Source organism: Uruburuella testudinis (assembly GCF_022870865.1).
In the GTDB taxonomy this organism is placed as follows: Bacteria; Pseudomonadota; Gammaproteobacteria; order Burkholderiales; family Neisseriaceae; genus Neisseria; species Neisseria testudinis.
Genome location: NZ_CP091508.1, coordinates 2,704,254 through 2,719,213, shown reverse-complemented (window position 1 = coordinate 2,719,213; position 14,960 = coordinate 2,704,254). Strand labels below are relative to the sequence as shown.

Here is a 14,960-nt window from a genome sequence, read left to right as displayed (position 1 = left end):
GGCTTACTGCCTTGCATCACTTCTTTCTTATTCCATTATATTTCAGACGGCCTCTACCGGATTACCTTCCGCTGCGAATGCCGTTGTTCAGACATGATAGGTTTCAGAATATGTTTCAGACGGCCTGAGTTTTGAATTTTAATGGCCATGTTTCAACGTGAAGTTTCAGACGGCCTCATGATGTTTACCATGAGGCCGTCTGAAACTTCACATGCCGGGGAAGCGGCCTTTCATGCCCTTGGCCATATTCATCAGTTTGCTCATGCCTTTTCCGCTGAACATTTTCATCATCTGTTGAGATTGCTCGAATTGCTTGAGCATTTTGTTGACTTCTTGAACGGTGGTGCCGGAGCCCGCAGCAATACGGCGTTTGCGGCTGGCTTTAATCAACGCGGGATTGGCGCGCTCTTTTGCCGTCATCGAATTGATGATGGCTTCTACGTGCCCCATCGCTTTTTCGGCGCTGCCTTCTGGAATCTGTTTGGAAAGCTGGCCGATTTCGCCCGGCATTTTCGACATGATGTTTTCCAGCCCGCCCATATTGCGCATTTGCTGGATTTGTTCTTTAAAGTCGTTTAAATCGAAGCCTTTGCCTTTATGCAGCTTCTTCGCCATTTTGGCGGCCACTTCTTCATCGATGCCTTTTTGCACATCTTCAATCAAAGTGAGCACGTCGCCCATGCCGAGAATACGGCTGGCAATACGATCGGGGTGGAACGGCTCCAGGCCGGTAACTTTTTCGCCGATGCCGATAAATTTAATCGGTTTGCCGGTGGTTTGGCGTACCGACAAGGCCGCACCGCCGCGCGAATCGCCGTCCATTTTGGTCAGAATCACACCGGTAAGCGGCAAGGCCTCGTTGAAGGCCTGTGCGGTGTTGACTGCATCTTGGCCGAGCATGGCATCCACCACAAACAGGGTTTCCACCGGGTTTACTGCGGCATGTAGGGCTTTGATTTCGGCCATCATGGCTTCATCAATGGCCAGGCGGCCGGCAGTGTCGACCATTAATACATCATAAAAATGCTTTTTGGCATAATCGACGGCGGCACGGGCGATTTCTACCGGTTGCTGGCTGTTGTCGGAAGGGAAAAAATCCACCCCCACTTGTTCGGCCAGCAATTTGAGCTGCTCAATTGCGGCAGGGCGGTATACGTCGGCAGACACCACCAGAATTTTCTTTTTCTGCTCGTTTTTCAACAGCCGCGAAAGTTTGCCTACAGTTGTGGTTTTACCTGCACCCTGCAAGCCGGCCATCAATACCACGGCAGGGGGGGCGGCAGATAGATTGAGCGAGCTGTTTTCTTTGCCCATCAGCTCCACCAGCGCTTCGTTGACCACGCCGATAAAGGCTTGGTCGGGCGTGAGGCTGTCGGTGATTTCTTTGCCCAACGCTTTTTCTTTCACGCTGTTGACAAAGTCTTTGACAATCGGCAGTGCAACATCGGCCTCAAGCAGTGCCAGGCGAACTTCGCGTAAGGCGGCCTTGATGTTGTCTTCGGTCAGTGTTGCTTGGCCGCGGATGTTTTTAAACACATTGTTAAAGCGGCTGGTTAAATTATCTAACATGCGTATCCTTATAATGAGAATAGCTGCCACTAAATGGGCGTTATTTGCTAAAATTGCCTTATTCTACACTACGTGTGCGGCAATGAATATGCACACAAAGAAAGTTTGTAATGCCGATTGTATTGATTTGTTTGATGCTCGTGTATGCCGGATTGGCCGGTTTTGTGTGGCTGCGTTACAAGAAACGCGGTGAAACGCCGTATCCGCTGAAAATGGAATTGGCGGTTTTGGCGGCGGCGCTGCTGGTGCACGGTGTGGCTTTGTCGCTGCCGGTTTTGCAGGATCAAATACTGATTATGGGCTTCGGCTATTCGATCAGCTTGATTGTGTGGCTGATGTTGATGATGTATTGGTGCGGCAGTTTTTTCTATTCTTTGCGCGGATTGCAATTGCTACTTTATCCTTGTGCGGCATTTTCATTATTGCTGGGCGTGGTTTTTCCGGGCAAATTTATCGGCTACCAAATCAGCGACTGGCCGTTTATGCTCCATGTCGGCGCCTCATTGCTGGCATACGGCCTTTTCGGCATCGTGACTTTGCTGGCCGTATTGGTTTTATTGCTGAACCGCGAGCTGCATAAAAGAAAGTTTTCGGCGCTGGTGTCGTTTCTGCCGCCGCTGCTGAGCTTGGAAAAACTGATGTTTCAAGGAATGTGGGCAGGTTTTTTGCTGCTGACTTATTCTGTGGTCAGCGGCACCTTTTTTGCCGAGGCAGTATTCGGAAAATCGGCCTCGCTTAGCCATAAAACAGTCTTCGGGATATTGTCGTGGCTGATTTACGGCGGGTTGCTGTTGAAGCACAGCATGACGGCATGGCGCGGAAAAAAAGTGGCGGTGTGGACGATTATTGGTTTTGTCAGCCTGATGTTGGCTTATGTCGGCAGTAAGTTTGTGTTGGAAATTATTTTGCACCGGTAATTATGGTTACCCTGGCGTGAAATGTGAAAGGTGGAATGTGGGTTGGGGATAACAAGATTCCCAATTAAGAGATTGAATCAGGCCGTCTGAAACGTTTTCAGACGGCCTGTCTTGCTGTCGGCGGTGTTTTAATCCATTCATAAAACTAAGCGAACAAGGCGGCGGAGTGCAGGCAGTGCGGTAAGGCGCGCCGATGCTGTTGGCTTTTTTCTGAATGGTTATTACATCAGGTTTAAATCGCTGATGCGGTCATACAGCCGTTCGGGCCGGCCGCCTTCTTCGTGCAGCTGGATGCGCAGGCGCAAGTCGTTGGCGGAATCGGCTTGGCGCAGGGCTTCATCGTGGCTGATTTGGTCGCGGATGTAGAGGTCGAACAAATGCTGGTCGAAAGTTTGCATGCCGTCGTTGCCGGAGCGGGTCATGGTTTCTTTAATGCCCATCAGCTCGCCTTTGAAAATCAAGTCCTGCACGGCAGGGGTGTTGAGCAGCAGGTCGATAATGGCGGTGCGTCCGCCTGCTTTTTTGATGGCAAGGCGCTGGCCGATGATGCCGACTAAATTGAGCGCTAAATCCATTAATACCTGTTGGCGGCGGTCTTCCTGATAAAAGTTGATGATGCGCTCGATGGCTTGGGCGGCGTTGTTGGCGTGCAGGGTGAAGATGCACAGGTGGCCGGTTTGCGCCAGTTGGAGTGCGTATTCCATGCTGTTTTCATTGCGCACTTCGCCGATGCACACCACATCGGGCGCTTGGCGCATGGCGTTTTGTACCGCCAGTTTCCAATCGGGCGTGTCAATGCCGATTTCGCGTTGGGTAATGATGCAGCGGCGTGGTTTATAAAGGTATTCGATCGGGTCTTCGATGGTGATGATGTGGCCGGGCAGTTTGTGGTTGCGGTGGTTGAGCATGGCGGCCATCGAGGTGGATTTGCCTGAGCCGGTGGGGCCGGCCAAAATCAGCAGTCCGCGCGGTTTGAGTGCCAGCTCTTTTAATTGCGGCGGCAGGCCTAAATCGTCGACCGACGGAATTTCTTGATTGATGCGGCGCAACACCAAACCTGCGCGGCCTTGTTCGTGGTAGGCGTTGACGCGGTAGCGGGTGTTGCTGCGCGATTGCACGGCGTAGTTTAAATCCAGATCGCGGGTAAACGCTTCGAGCTGTTCCTGATTCATGGTGGATTCGGCAATGGCAGCCGTGTCTTGGCTGCTTAAGGCTTTGTGCGGCATGGGCGTGAGCACGCCGTTGATTTTCATGGCCGGCGGAAAACCGGCGCTGATGAAAATATCAGAGGCGCCGCGCTGTTCGGCATCGGCACACATGCGGTCGAGCAGCGGATGCAGGTGGCTGCCGATTTCGGCGGGAGTAGGGATGTGCGGGGGCTGGTTTTTTTGCGAATATGCCTGCACCATTTCGCTGAGCAGGTTGTGCAGTCGGTCGGGTTCACTCATGATAGGGCCTGTGTGGAAAAGTTGGCGGACGGGCATGCTGTTGAATCCAGCAGGCCGGCCGGGCGGTTGTGTGGACGGGGTTATACCAAATCACAAAAGTAAGCTAACAAGGCGGCGAGCCGAAGACAGTACAGCTAGTACGGCAAGGCGAGCCAACGCTGTTAGGTTATTTTTGTGAATTGGTATTACATAACGGCATCGAGGTTTTGCGCTTTGCTGCGGGCAACTTCGGCGCTGATGATGCCTTGGCGCAATAAGGCTTGCAGCGATTGGTCGAGCGTCTGCATGCCGTGTGCTTGGCCGGTTTGCAGTGCCGAAGCAATTTGGGCGATTTTGTTTTCGCGAATCAGGTTGCGCACGGCGGGGGTGGAAATCAGGATTTCATGTGCGGCCACGCGGCCTTCGCCGTTGCGGGTTTTCAGCAGGGTTTGTGAGATGACGGCACGCAGGCTCTCGGAAAGCATCGAGCGCACCATTTCTTTTTCGCCGGCGGGAAAAACATCGACAATCCGGTCTACCGTTTTGGCAGCGCCGGTGGTATGCAAGGTGCCGAATACGAGGTGGCCGGTTTCGGCTGCGGTCAGCGCCAGGCTGATGGTTTCGGGATCGCGCATCTCGCCGATTAAAATCACGTCCGGGTCTTCACGCAGCGCAGAGCGCAGGGCGGCGGCAAAACTGTGGGTGTGTTCGTGCAGCTCGCGCTGGTTGATGAGTGCTTTTTTGCTTTCGTGCACAAATTCAATCGGGTCTTCGATGGTGAGGATGTGTGCGGGTTGGGTTTCGTTGATATAGTTGAGCATGGCCGCCAGCGTGGTGGATTTGCCTGAGCCGGTGGGGCCGGTTACCAATACCAGCCCGCGCGGATTTTCAGCAATTTTTTGAAAAATGCGCGGGGCTTTCAAATCATCGAGGGTGAGCACGGTGCTGGGCACGGTGCGGAATACGGCTGCGGGGCCGCGGTTGGACATAAAGGCATTCACGCGGAAACGGGCCACATTGGGCAGCTCGAATGAAAAATCGGTTTCCATGTTTTGCTGGTAGAGTTTGCGCTGGTGGTCGTTCATCACCGAAGTAATCATGTGGCCGACTTCTTCGCTGCTCATTTCGGGCAGGTTGATGCGGCGGATGTCGCCGTGTACGCGGATCATCGGCGGCATGCCGGCACTGAGGTGGAGGTCGGAGGCTTTGTTTTTCACACCGAATGCGAGTAAATCGGTAATTTGCATAATGTGCTTTCGTATTTTGGGTTACAATTTTTATAAACAGCATGAATGTTTTATTTTAAAGAATGATAGGTGCTTAAACCAAGCAAAAAATCAATTATTTTCAGACGGCCTGGGAAATGGCTGCGATGAGGGCTTGTGCATGGCAAACTTGCAACAAAACTACCGTAATGTGCTGGCTGAAATTGCTGCCGCCGAAGCTGCTGCTTCGCGCCCCGCGGGCAGTGTTCGGCTGGTGGCGGTGGGCAAAACCTTTCCTGCCGCTGATATTCGCGCCGTATATTGTGAGGGTCAGCGCGATTTCGGTGAAAACTATATTCAGGAATGGTATGCCAAAACCGATGAGCTGGCTGACTGCCCGGATATTGTCTGGCACATTATCGGCCAAATTCAATCGAATAAAACCCGCCCGGTGGCCGAACGCGCACATTGGGTGCACACCATCGACCGCTTGAAAACAGCGCAGCGCTTGAGCAGCCAGCGCCCTGAGCATATGCCGGCATTACAGGTGTGTATTGAAGTGAATATTGCTGCCGAAGCGGCCAAGCACGGGGTGAAGCCGGAAGAAGCTGTGGCGCTGGCCTGCGAAGTGGCGAAGTTGCCGCGGTTGAAGGTGCGCGGCCTGATGTGTGTGGCCGCAGCCGCGGCGGACGACGCGGGCTTGCAGGCGCAGTTTAAGCAGATGCAGGCGCTGTTGACCCAATTGCAGGCGGCGGGTGTGGCTGCTGATGTGTTGTCGATGGGCATGACGGCGGATATGGCGCTGGCTGTGGTATGCGGTGCCACACATGTGCGTATCGGCAGTGCTATTTTCGGCCAGCGCGATAATGTTTGAAACCGGAATGTGAGGCCGTCTGAAACGTTCATGGTTTCAGACGGCCTGATACAGTATCTGTGTTGGCATAAGGCTGAAAAGGGCACGGCGCAGAGGGCCGGCAATTTGAAACGGGCAGTGTTGTGACGCTGTGTGATTAACCGGTGCTTTCAATCAAGTGGTCAAACGAAGATGATGGGAGAAAAGAAACATGACGGTTTATTTTTTGGGCGGCGGCAATATGACGGCTGCCATTGTGGCAGGATTGGTCAATCATGCTGATGCCGATGTACATATTGTCAACCGGGGTGCTGAGAAGCGCGAACGGCTGGCACAGCAGTTTGGCGTGGCCGTGTCGGAAAAACTGCCGGCGTTGGGCCGGCAGGATGTTTTGGTGTTGTCGGTCAAGCCGCAAGATATGCAGGCGGCTTGTGAGGGCGTGGCAACCAACGGCGCATTGGTGATGTCGGTGGCAGCCGGTTTGACAGTAGATACCTTGAGCCGCTATTTGGGCGGCACCCGCCGCATTGTGCGGGTGATGCCGAATATTGCCAGCCGTGTGGGTTTGGGCGTGTCGGGTTTGTTTGCCGCCGAGGGGGTGGCAGAAACCGACAAACGTGTTGCCGAAGATATTATGGCGGCTACCGGCGAGGCCGTATGGCTGGAGCATGAGGCGCAAATACATGCCATGACCGGCATCAGCGGCAGCGGCCTGGCTTATGTGTTTTACCTGCTGGATGCGTTGAAAGAAGCGGCACAGGCGCAGGGCTTTGATGCGGAAACCGCACATGAATTGAGTTTGGCCACATTTAAGGGTGCCGTGGCATTGGCTGAAGAAACCGGCCGTGATTTTGCGGTATTGCAGCAAAATGTGACTTCAAAAGGCGGCACCACCCACGAAGCCATTGAAACCTTCAAACAGCATGGCGTCGCCGCGGCCATTGCAGCCGGTGTCGAGGCTTGTGTGGCGCGTTCGCAGGAAATTGCCCGCCAGTTTGAGGAGCAGTCTTAATGGAGGCCGTCTGAATCATGCTGGCAAAAGTGATTTTGTTATTGGCCGATGTATTGGCCATCGTGTGTCTGACCCGTTGTTTGCTGCAATGGGCGAAACTGCCTTTTGAACACCCGTTGGCACAGTTTTGCAGCCAAACTACCGATTGGCTGGTCAAACCTTTGCGTAAGGTCGCACCACCCTTGGGGCGTTGGGATGCCGCCTGCGTATTAGCTTGCGTGGTGTTGTACTATTTATCGTTTACTCTGGTGTTGCTGCTGGCCTTGCCAAGCGGATTGGGCATCAAAGCCATGGCGGCAAACCTATTGTTTACTTTGCTGAGCCTGTTTAAAGCGGTAGCCTATGTTTTGCTGTTGGGGCTGGTGTTGCGTATGGTGCTGAGTTTCAGTAATCCTTATTCGCCTTTACTGGCGGTTTTACACCGGATTTTTGAACCTCTTTCCCGCCCGTTTGTCTTTCTTAAGATAGGGCGCTACGATTTTTCAGGCAGCGTTCTGGTGTTGGTGCTGTGGTTTTGGTTGAGTGTAATCCTGCCACAACTCACCAGCAAACTTAATTTGTGGTTGTTGGGTTGAGTTATCAGATACTTAACAATAATTTAAAGACAAAAGCAGGTAAGCCGATCATAAAACAGGCGTAAAGATGCAGCAGGGCGGCAAAATCATGTTATGATGCTGCCTTCTTCTTGGAAGATACCAAAATGTTGCAAAATCAATAACAAGCCTGACTTTGCCTCAAAGTCAGTTTGATGATCACCTGAGAATGAAAGAATAATTATGGCAAAGCTGACGGAACAAGATATCCTGAATTGGAACGGCCCGGAAGAAGAGTACATGAATGCTGATCAACTGGCCTTTTTTAGAGATTTATTGGTTAAACTGCAAGACGAGTTGATCGAAAATGCATCGGCCACCACCGATCATTTGCAAAAACACGAATCCGCGCCCGACCCCGCTGATCGCGCAACCCAGGAAGAAGAATATGCACTGGAACTGCGCACCCGTGACCGTGAACGCAAATTATTGAGCAAAGTGCAATCATCCATCCGTAAAATCGATGAAGGCGACTACGGCTACTGCCAGGATACCGGCGAGCCCATCGGCCTCAAGCGTTTGTTGGCTCGTCCGACTGCCACGTTGTCGGTTGAGGCGCAAGAGCGCCGAGAGCAGCTCAAGAAACAATTTGCTGATTAAGTGCAGCTGACAATAATTAAAAAATTAATAAAAGCCGTCTGAAGATAATAATCTTTTCAGGCGGCTTTTGTTAATTTTCAGACGGCCACAAGCATAAAATCAGCGGCCGCAGCCAGTTTGAAGCAGTGCAGATAAAAAAGCAGTAGAGAAGCCGAAACAAAATGCGCATCTAAAACAAGGCGATGCCGGTTTTAGGTAAAAAACTTCCGGCATTTTGGTTGACGGTGTTTGGTTGAGGGAGTATAGTTCGGTTCTTCGCTGCTTCGGCGGTGACGAAACGATCTGATAATTATAGCACGGACGGTGGGATTGAGAAGGCTTTTTGATAAAGTTTTTGGATTCTGCGGTTGACAAGAAGATTGGGTGTTGTATAATTTCGTTCTTGCTCTTTAACAAACAGATTACCGATAAGTGTGAGTGCGGTGACGCCTCACACTGTTGAAAAAGATAGACAAGAAATGTTTTAACATATCTTCGTTTATTTCTTTGAAGCAGACCAGAAGTTAAAAAAAGTTAGAGATTAAACATAAGAGTTTGATCCTGGCTCAGATTGAACGCTGGCGGCATGCTTTACACATGCAAGTCGGACGGCAGCATAGAAGAGCTTGCTCTTTTGATGGCGAGTGGCGAACGGGTGAGTAACGCATCGGAACGTACCGAGTAGTGGGGGATAACTGTCCGAAAGGATGGCTAATACCGCATATTCTCTGAGGAGGAAAGCAGGGGACCTTAGGGCCTTGCGCTATTTGAGCGGCCGATGTCTGATTAGCTAGTTGGTGGGGTAAGAGCCCACCAAGGCGACGATCAGTAGCGGGTCTGAGAGGATGATCCGCCACACTGGGACTGAGACACGGCCCAGACTCCTACGGGAGGCAGCAGTGGGGAATTTTGGACAATGGGCGCAAGCCTGATCCAGCCATGCCGCGTGTATGAAGAAGGCCTTCGGGTTGTAAAGTACTTTTGTCAGGGAAGAAAAGCCGCCGGCTAATACTCGGTGGTGATGACGGTACCTGAAGAATAAGCACCGGCTAACTACGTGCCAGCAGCCGCGGTAATACGTAGGGTGCGAGCGTTAATCGGAATTACTGGGCGTAAAGCGAGCGCAGACGGTTATTTAAGCAAGATGTGAAAGCCCCGGGCTCAACCTGGGAACTGCGTTTTGAACTGGGTAACTAGAGTGTGTCAGAGGGGGGTAGAATTCCACGTGTAGCAGTGAAATGCGTAGAGATGTGGAGGAATACCGATGGCGAAGGCAGCCCCCTGGGATAACACTGACGTTCATGCTCGAAAGCGTGGGTAGCAAACAGGATTAGATACCCTGGTAGTCCACGCCCTAAACGATGTCAATTAGCTGTTGGGGTACATGATGCCTTAGTAGCGTAGCTAACGCGTGAAATTGACCGCCTGGGGAGTACGGTCGCAAGATTAAAACTCAAAGGAATTGACGGGGACCCGCACAAGCGGTGGATGATGTGGATTAATTCGATGCAACGCGAAGAACCTTACCTGGTCTTGACATGTACGGAAGACTCCAGAGACGGAGTTGTGCCTTCGGGAGCCGTAACACAGGTGCTGCATGGCTGTCGTCAGCTCGTGTCGTGAGATGTTGGGTTAAGTCCCGCAACGAGCGCAACCCTTGTCATTAGTTGCCATCATTAAGTTGGGCACTCTAATGAGACTGCCGGTGACAAACCGGAGGAAGGTGGGGATGACGTCAAGTCCTCATGGCCCTTATGACCAGGGCTTCACACGTCATACAATGGTCGGTACAGAGGGTAGCCAAGCCGCGAGGTGGAGCCAATCCCAGAAAACCGATCGTAGTCCGGATTGCACTCTGCAACTCGAGTGCATGAAGTCGGAATCGCTAGTAATCGCAGGTCAGCATACTGCGGTGAATACGTTCCCGGGTCTTGTACACACCGCCCGTCACACCATGGGAGTGGGGGATACCAGAATTGGGTAGGGTAACCTTCGGGAGCCCGCTTAACACGGTATGCTTCATGACTGGGGTGAAGTCGTAACAAGGTAGCCGTAGGGGAACCTGCGGCTGGATCACCTCCTTTCTAGAGAAAGAAGAGGCGTTGTCGTATTCACACTTATCGGTAAACTGTAGAAGAGATGCAGAATTAAAGAAGCAAAGGCCTTGGGTTTGTAGCTCAGCTGGTTAGAGCACACGCTTGATAAGCGTGGGGTCGGAGGTTCAAGTCCTCCCAGACCCACCAAACAGAAGTAGCACCGCACGGCCGGTACTGGGGGCATAGCTCAGTTGGTAGAGCACCTGCTTTGCAAGCAGGGGGTCATCGGTTCGATCCCGTTTGCCTCCACCAAAAGCTTCCCAAATCAAAGCGAGTTGGAAAAGGAAAAAGAAGCGGCAGCTTCTTATTTTAATTGACAGAGCGAAAGCGGCTGTTATAATGGCCAGCTCATTTTGATTTGCGAAGTTATTCTGAAGCCCGGGCAAAATCCGCGGCGGCAGACGCATCGATCTTTAACAAATTGGAAAGCCGAAATCAACAAACAAAGACAATGTTGTTTCGATTGGAAGCGCAAACCGTTGCAACGGAATGCGTTTCAGCAAAAGCAGAGCCGGTATATCCGGCGACAGCCCAGCAGCAATCGGAGCACAAAAATTTGGGTGATGATTGTATCGGATTCACTCTGAAACACAAAAGGCAGAGTGAATCACACAACAAAGCAGTAAGCTTTATCAAAGTAGGCACCTCAAGTCCGGTCCCCTAGTCAACGGGAGGTTGGGCGAAGTCAATGAGGTTCTTGAAATGATAGAGTCAAGTGAATAAGTGCATCAGGTGGATGCCTTGGCGATGATAGGCGAAGAAGGACGTGTAAGCCTGCGAAAAGCGCGGGGGAGCTGGCAATAAAGCAAAGATCCCGCGATGTCCGAATGGGGAAACCCACCGTATTCTGTACGGTATCCTCAAGTGAATACATAGCTTGAGAGAAGCGAACCCGGAGAACTGAACCATCTAAGTACCCGGAGGAAAAGAAATCAACCGAGATTCCGCAAGTAGTGGCGAGCGAAAGCGGAGGAGCCTGTATACGATAATACTTGAGATAGAAGAACAAGCTGGGAAGCTTGGCCATAGTGGGTGAAAGCCCCGTATTCGAAATTTCAAGTATGGTACTAGGTATACGACAAGTAGGGCGGGACACGAGAAATCCTGTTTGAAGATGGGGGGACCATCCTCCAAGGCTAAATACTCATCATCGACCGATAGTGAACCAGTACCGTGAGGGAAAGGCGAAAAGAACCCCGGGAGGGGAGTGAAACAGAACCTGAAACCTGATGCATACAAACAGTGGGAGCACCCTAGAGGTGTGACTGCGTACCTTTTGTATAATGGGTCAACGACTTACATTCAGTAGCGAGCTTAACCGGATAGGGGAGGCGTAGGGAAACCGAGTCTTAATAGGGCGACGAGTTGCTGGGTGTAGACCCGAAACCGAGTGATCTATCCATGGCCAGGATGAAGGTGCGGTAACACGCACTGGAGGTCCGAACCCACGCATGTTGCAAAATGCGGGGATGAGCTGTGGATAGGGGTGAAAGGCTAAACAAACTCGGAGATAGCTGGTTCTCCCCGAAAACTATTTAGGTAGTGCCTCGAGCAAGACACTGATGGGGGTAAAGCACTGTTATGGCTAGGGGGTTATTGCAACTTACCAACCCATGGCAAACTAAGAATACCATCAAGTGGTTCCTCGGGAGACAGACAGCGGGTGCTAACGTCCGTTGTCAAGAGGGAAACAACCCAGACCGCCAGCTAAGGTCCCAAATGATAGATTAAGTGGTAAACGAAGTGGGAAGGCCCAGACAGCCAGGATGTTGGCTTAGAAGCAGCCATCATTTAAAGAAAGCGTAATAGCTCACTGGTCGAGTCGTCCTGCGCGGAAGATGTAACGGGGCTCAAATCTATAACCGAAGCTGCGGATGCTAATTTAGATTAGCATGGTAGGGGAGCGTTCTGTAGGCCGAAGAAGGTGACTTGAGAAGGTTGCTGGAGGTATCAGAAGTGCGAATGTTGACATGAGTAGCGATAAAGCGGGTGAAAAGCCCGCTCGCCGAAAACCCAAGGTTTCCTACGCAACGTTCATCGGCGTAGGGTGAGTCGGCCCCTAAGGCGAGGCAGAAATGCGTAGTCGATGGGAAACGGGTTAATATTCCCGTACTTTGATTTAGTGCGATGTGGGGACGGAGAAGGTTATGTCAGCGGTCTGTTGGAATAGGCCGTTCAAGCCGGTAGGTGGAAAGTTTAGGCAAATCCGGACTTTCATAACACCGAGAAGTGATAACGAGCATCTACGGATGCGAAGTGACAGATACCACGCTTCCAGGAAAAGCCACTAAGCTTCAGCTAAATCAGAACCGTACCGCAAACCGACACAGGTGGGTAGGATGAGAATTCTAAGGCGCTTGAGAGAACTCAGGAGAAGGAACTCGGCAAATTGATACCGTAACTTCGGGAGAAGGTATGCCCTCTGATGTGAAAGACTAGCTCTGTAAGCATTGGAGGGTCGCAGAGAATCGGTGGCTGCGACTGTTTATTAAAAACACAGCACTCTGCTAACACGAAAGTGGACGTATAGGGTGTGACGCCTGCCCGGTGCTGGAAGGTTAATTGAAGATGTGAGAGCATCGGATCGAAGCCCCAGTAAACGGCGGCCGTAACTATAACGGTCCTAAGGTAGCGAAATTCCTTGTCGGGTAAGTTCCGACCCGCACGAATGGCGTAACGATGGCCACACTGTCTCCTCCTGAGACTCAGCGAAGTTGAAATGGTTGTGAAGATGCAATCTCCCCGCTGCTAGACGGAAAGACCCCGTGAACCTTTACTGTAGCTTTGCATTGGACTTTGAAGTCACTTGTGTAGGATAGGTGGGAGGCTTAGAAGCCGAGACGCTAGTCTTGGTGGAGCCGTCCTTGAAATACCACCCTGGTGACTTTGAGGTTCTAACCCAGGTCCGTTATCCGGATCGGGGACCGTGCATGGTAGGCAGTTTGACTGGGGCGGTCTCCTCCCAAAGAGTAACGGAGGAGTTCGAAGGTTACCTAGGTCCGGTCGGAAATCGGGCTGATAGTGCAATGGCAAAAGGTAGCTTAACTGCGAGACCGACAAGTCGAGCAGGTGCGAAAGCAGGACATAGTGATCCGGTGGTTCTGAATGGAAGGGCCATCGCTCAACGGATAAAAGGTACTCCGGGGATAACAGGCTGATTCCGCCCAAGAGTTCATATCGACGGCGGAGTTTGGCACCTCGATGTCGGCTCATCACATCCTGGGGCTGTAGTCGGTCCCAAGGGTATGGCTGTTCGCCATTTAAAGTGGTACGTGAGCTGGGTTTAAAACGTCGTGAGACAGTTTGGTCCCTATCTGCAGTGGGCGTTGGAAGTTTGACGGGGGCTGCTCCTAGTACGAGAGGACCGGAGTGGACGAACCTCTGGTGTACCGGTTGTCACGCCAGTGGCATAGCCGGGTAGCTAAGTTCGGAAGAGATAAGCGCTGAAAGCATCTAAGCGCGAAACTCGCCTGAAGATGAGACTTCCCTGGTGGTTTAACCACCCTAAAGAGTCGTTCGAGACCAGGACGTTGATAGGTCGGGTGTGGAAGCGCGGCAACGCGTGAAGCTAACCGATACTAATTGCTCGTGAGGCTTGACTCTATCATTTGAAGAACTTCGAATGATGATAAAGCTTACTGAAGTCATGAGCCGTACAGCAGTACGGACATGCGATACACATTACCCTTGTTGGAAGCGGGCGCAGCGCCCAGAGCGCGCCTCGGTTCATGTTGATAAAGCAAGATGGGAGACCATGTTGCGACGGCTTTAGCAATTTGTACAGTTTAAGTCTGGCGGCCATAGCGAGTTGGTCCCACGCCTTCCCATCCCGAACAGGACCGTGAAACGACTCAGCGCCGATGATAGTGTGGATACCCATGTGAAAGTAGGTCACTGCCAGACACCCATTCAAGAGCCCCGATACGGAAACGTATCGGGGCTTTATTCTGTGGGTGGTTGGCGGGTGGACGGCCCCAACAGCCTCTTGCTGTTGCCCGATTGCGACAAACCGGCGCAATATTCGGGCACATAACCGTTAATGCAGTAAAAATATTTGAACGCATCAAAAAATACCCTTATCATAAACAAATGCCGGCATGCAGCAGAGGCTGCCGGTGAAGGCCGAACAACATTACGAAGGAAAACAATATGAAAAAACTGATTTGGGGCGCACTGGCGCTGATAAGCACCGGCTTCTCGCTGGCGGCGGTCAACATCAACACCGCCGGGGAAGAAGAGCTCAAAGCCCTGCCGGGCATCGGCCCCTCGAAAGCGGCGGCGATTGTAGAGTACCGCAGCCGCAATGGCAACTTCAAAAGTGTGGAGGAGCTGAAGAACGTGAAGGGGATCGGAGACGGTATTTACAACCGTCTGAAGGATGAGGCTTCGGTATCGGGGGCGGCGGCGAAGAAGGCCAAGCCTGCGCTTAAGAAGCCGTGATGCTGCGTTTAGCTGTTTGAAGGCTGCCCGTTCGGGCGGCCTTTGCTTTAGGGGGGAATGGCGGCTGCACAATACCGGGTGTTGGCGGCGGTGCCCGCCGGGTTGCTGCCGCGGCACCTTGGCTTATTTCGTTTCAATGATTGCGATACGTTTGATACCATTTATTCAAACTGCGGTTAAACCGACTCCGTTGCTTGAACGATGCCGTCTGAAAGTGTCTTGAAGGCTTTTACTGCATCGGGCTGCAGCCTGCATGTCGGATAGCTGCT

9 protein-coding genes, 2 tRNA genes and 3 rRNA genes are annotated in these 14,960 nt (G+C 52.0%); 11 read left to right on the top strand and 3 right to left on the bottom strand.

All coding sequences use genetic code 11. The annotated features are described in order from the left end of the window. Positions 1-207: 207 nt before the first annotated feature. On the bottom strand, positions 208-1,569 hold the full coding sequence (gene ffh, locus LVJ83_RS12470; RefSeq protein ID WP_244784984.1) for a signal recognition particle protein: 1,362 nt from the start codon (positions 1,567-1,569) through the stop codon (positions 208-210). Positions 1,570-1,679: 110 nt separating this feature from the next. Here ffh and LVJ83_RS12465 point away from each other — a divergent pair, with 110 nt between their 5' ends. Next, on the top strand, positions 1,680-2,486 hold the full coding sequence (locus tag LVJ83_RS12465; RefSeq protein WP_244784983.1) for a cytochrome C assembly family protein: 807 nt from the start codon (positions 1,680-1,682) through the stop codon (positions 2,484-2,486). A 221-nt stretch (positions 2,487-2,707) separates the two neighbouring features. Here LVJ83_RS12465 and LVJ83_RS12460 read toward each other — a convergent pair whose 3' ends face one another. Further along, entirely contained in the window at positions 2,708-3,934 is a 1,227-nt protein-coding gene (locus tag LVJ83_RS12460; protein WP_244784982.1) for a PilT/PilU family type 4a pilus ATPase, read from the bottom strand. 185 nt (positions 3,935-4,119) lie between these two features. Then, positions 4,120-5,160, bottom strand: coding sequence for a type IV pilus twitching motility protein PilT (locus LVJ83_RS12455; protein ID WP_244784981.1), 1,041 nt, complete (start codon positions 5,158-5,160; stop codon positions 4,120-4,122). Between the two features lie 139 nt (positions 5,161-5,299). Between LVJ83_RS12455 and LVJ83_RS12450 the strand changes: the two genes are divergently transcribed. The 10 genes from LVJ83_RS12450 (at position 5,300) to LVJ83_RS12405 (ending at position 14,691) form a co-directional block, all read left to right on the top strand. Continuing rightward, positions 5,300-5,992, top strand: coding sequence for a YggS family pyridoxal phosphate-dependent enzyme (locus LVJ83_RS12450; protein WP_244784980.1), 693 nt, complete (start codon positions 5,300-5,302; stop codon positions 5,990-5,992). 190 nt (positions 5,993-6,182) lie between these two features. Further along, positions 6,183-6,983 carry a pyrroline-5-carboxylate reductase gene (gene proC, locus LVJ83_RS12445; protein WP_244784979.1) on the top strand — a complete coding sequence of 267 codons (801 nt, stop codon included), beginning with the start codon at positions 6,183-6,185 and terminating at the stop codon, positions 6,981-6,983. 17 nt (positions 6,984-7,000) lie between these two features. Next, positions 7,001-7,558 carry a YggT family protein gene (locus LVJ83_RS12440; RefSeq protein ID WP_244784978.1) on the top strand — a complete coding sequence of 186 codons (558 nt, stop codon included), beginning with the start codon at positions 7,001-7,003 and terminating at the stop codon, positions 7,556-7,558. Positions 7,559-7,759: 201 nt separating this feature from the next. After that, positions 7,760-8,176: an RNA polymerase-binding protein DksA gene (dksA, locus tag LVJ83_RS12435; protein WP_244784977.1), complete on the top strand. Its 417-nt coding sequence runs from the start codon at positions 7,760-7,762 to the stop codon at positions 8,174-8,176. Positions 8,177-8,698: 522 nt separating this feature from the next. Further along, positions 8,699-10,239, top strand: a 16S ribosomal RNA gene (locus LVJ83_RS12430). A gap of 82 nt (positions 10,240-10,321) precedes the next feature. Further along, positions 10,322-10,398, top strand: a tRNA-Ile gene (locus tag LVJ83_RS12425). A gap of 29 nt (positions 10,399-10,427) precedes the next feature. Further along, positions 10,428-10,503 (top strand) — tRNA-Ala (locus LVJ83_RS12420). A 457-nt stretch (positions 10,504-10,960) separates the two neighbouring features. After that, a 23S ribosomal RNA gene (locus LVJ83_RS12415) occupies positions 10,961-13,854 on the top strand. A 187-nt stretch (positions 13,855-14,041) separates the two neighbouring features. Then, a 5S ribosomal RNA gene (gene rrf / locus LVJ83_RS12410) occupies positions 14,042-14,154 on the top strand. Together the 16S, 23S and 5S rRNA genes with 2 tRNA genes alongside form the textbook arrangement of a ribosomal RNA operon. A gap of 246 nt (positions 14,155-14,400) precedes the next feature. Next, positions 14,401-14,691: a ComEA family DNA-binding protein gene (locus tag LVJ83_RS12405; protein WP_244784473.1), complete on the top strand. Its 291-nt coding sequence runs from the start codon at positions 14,401-14,403 to the stop codon at positions 14,689-14,691. Positions 14,692-14,960 lie beyond the last annotated feature (269 nt).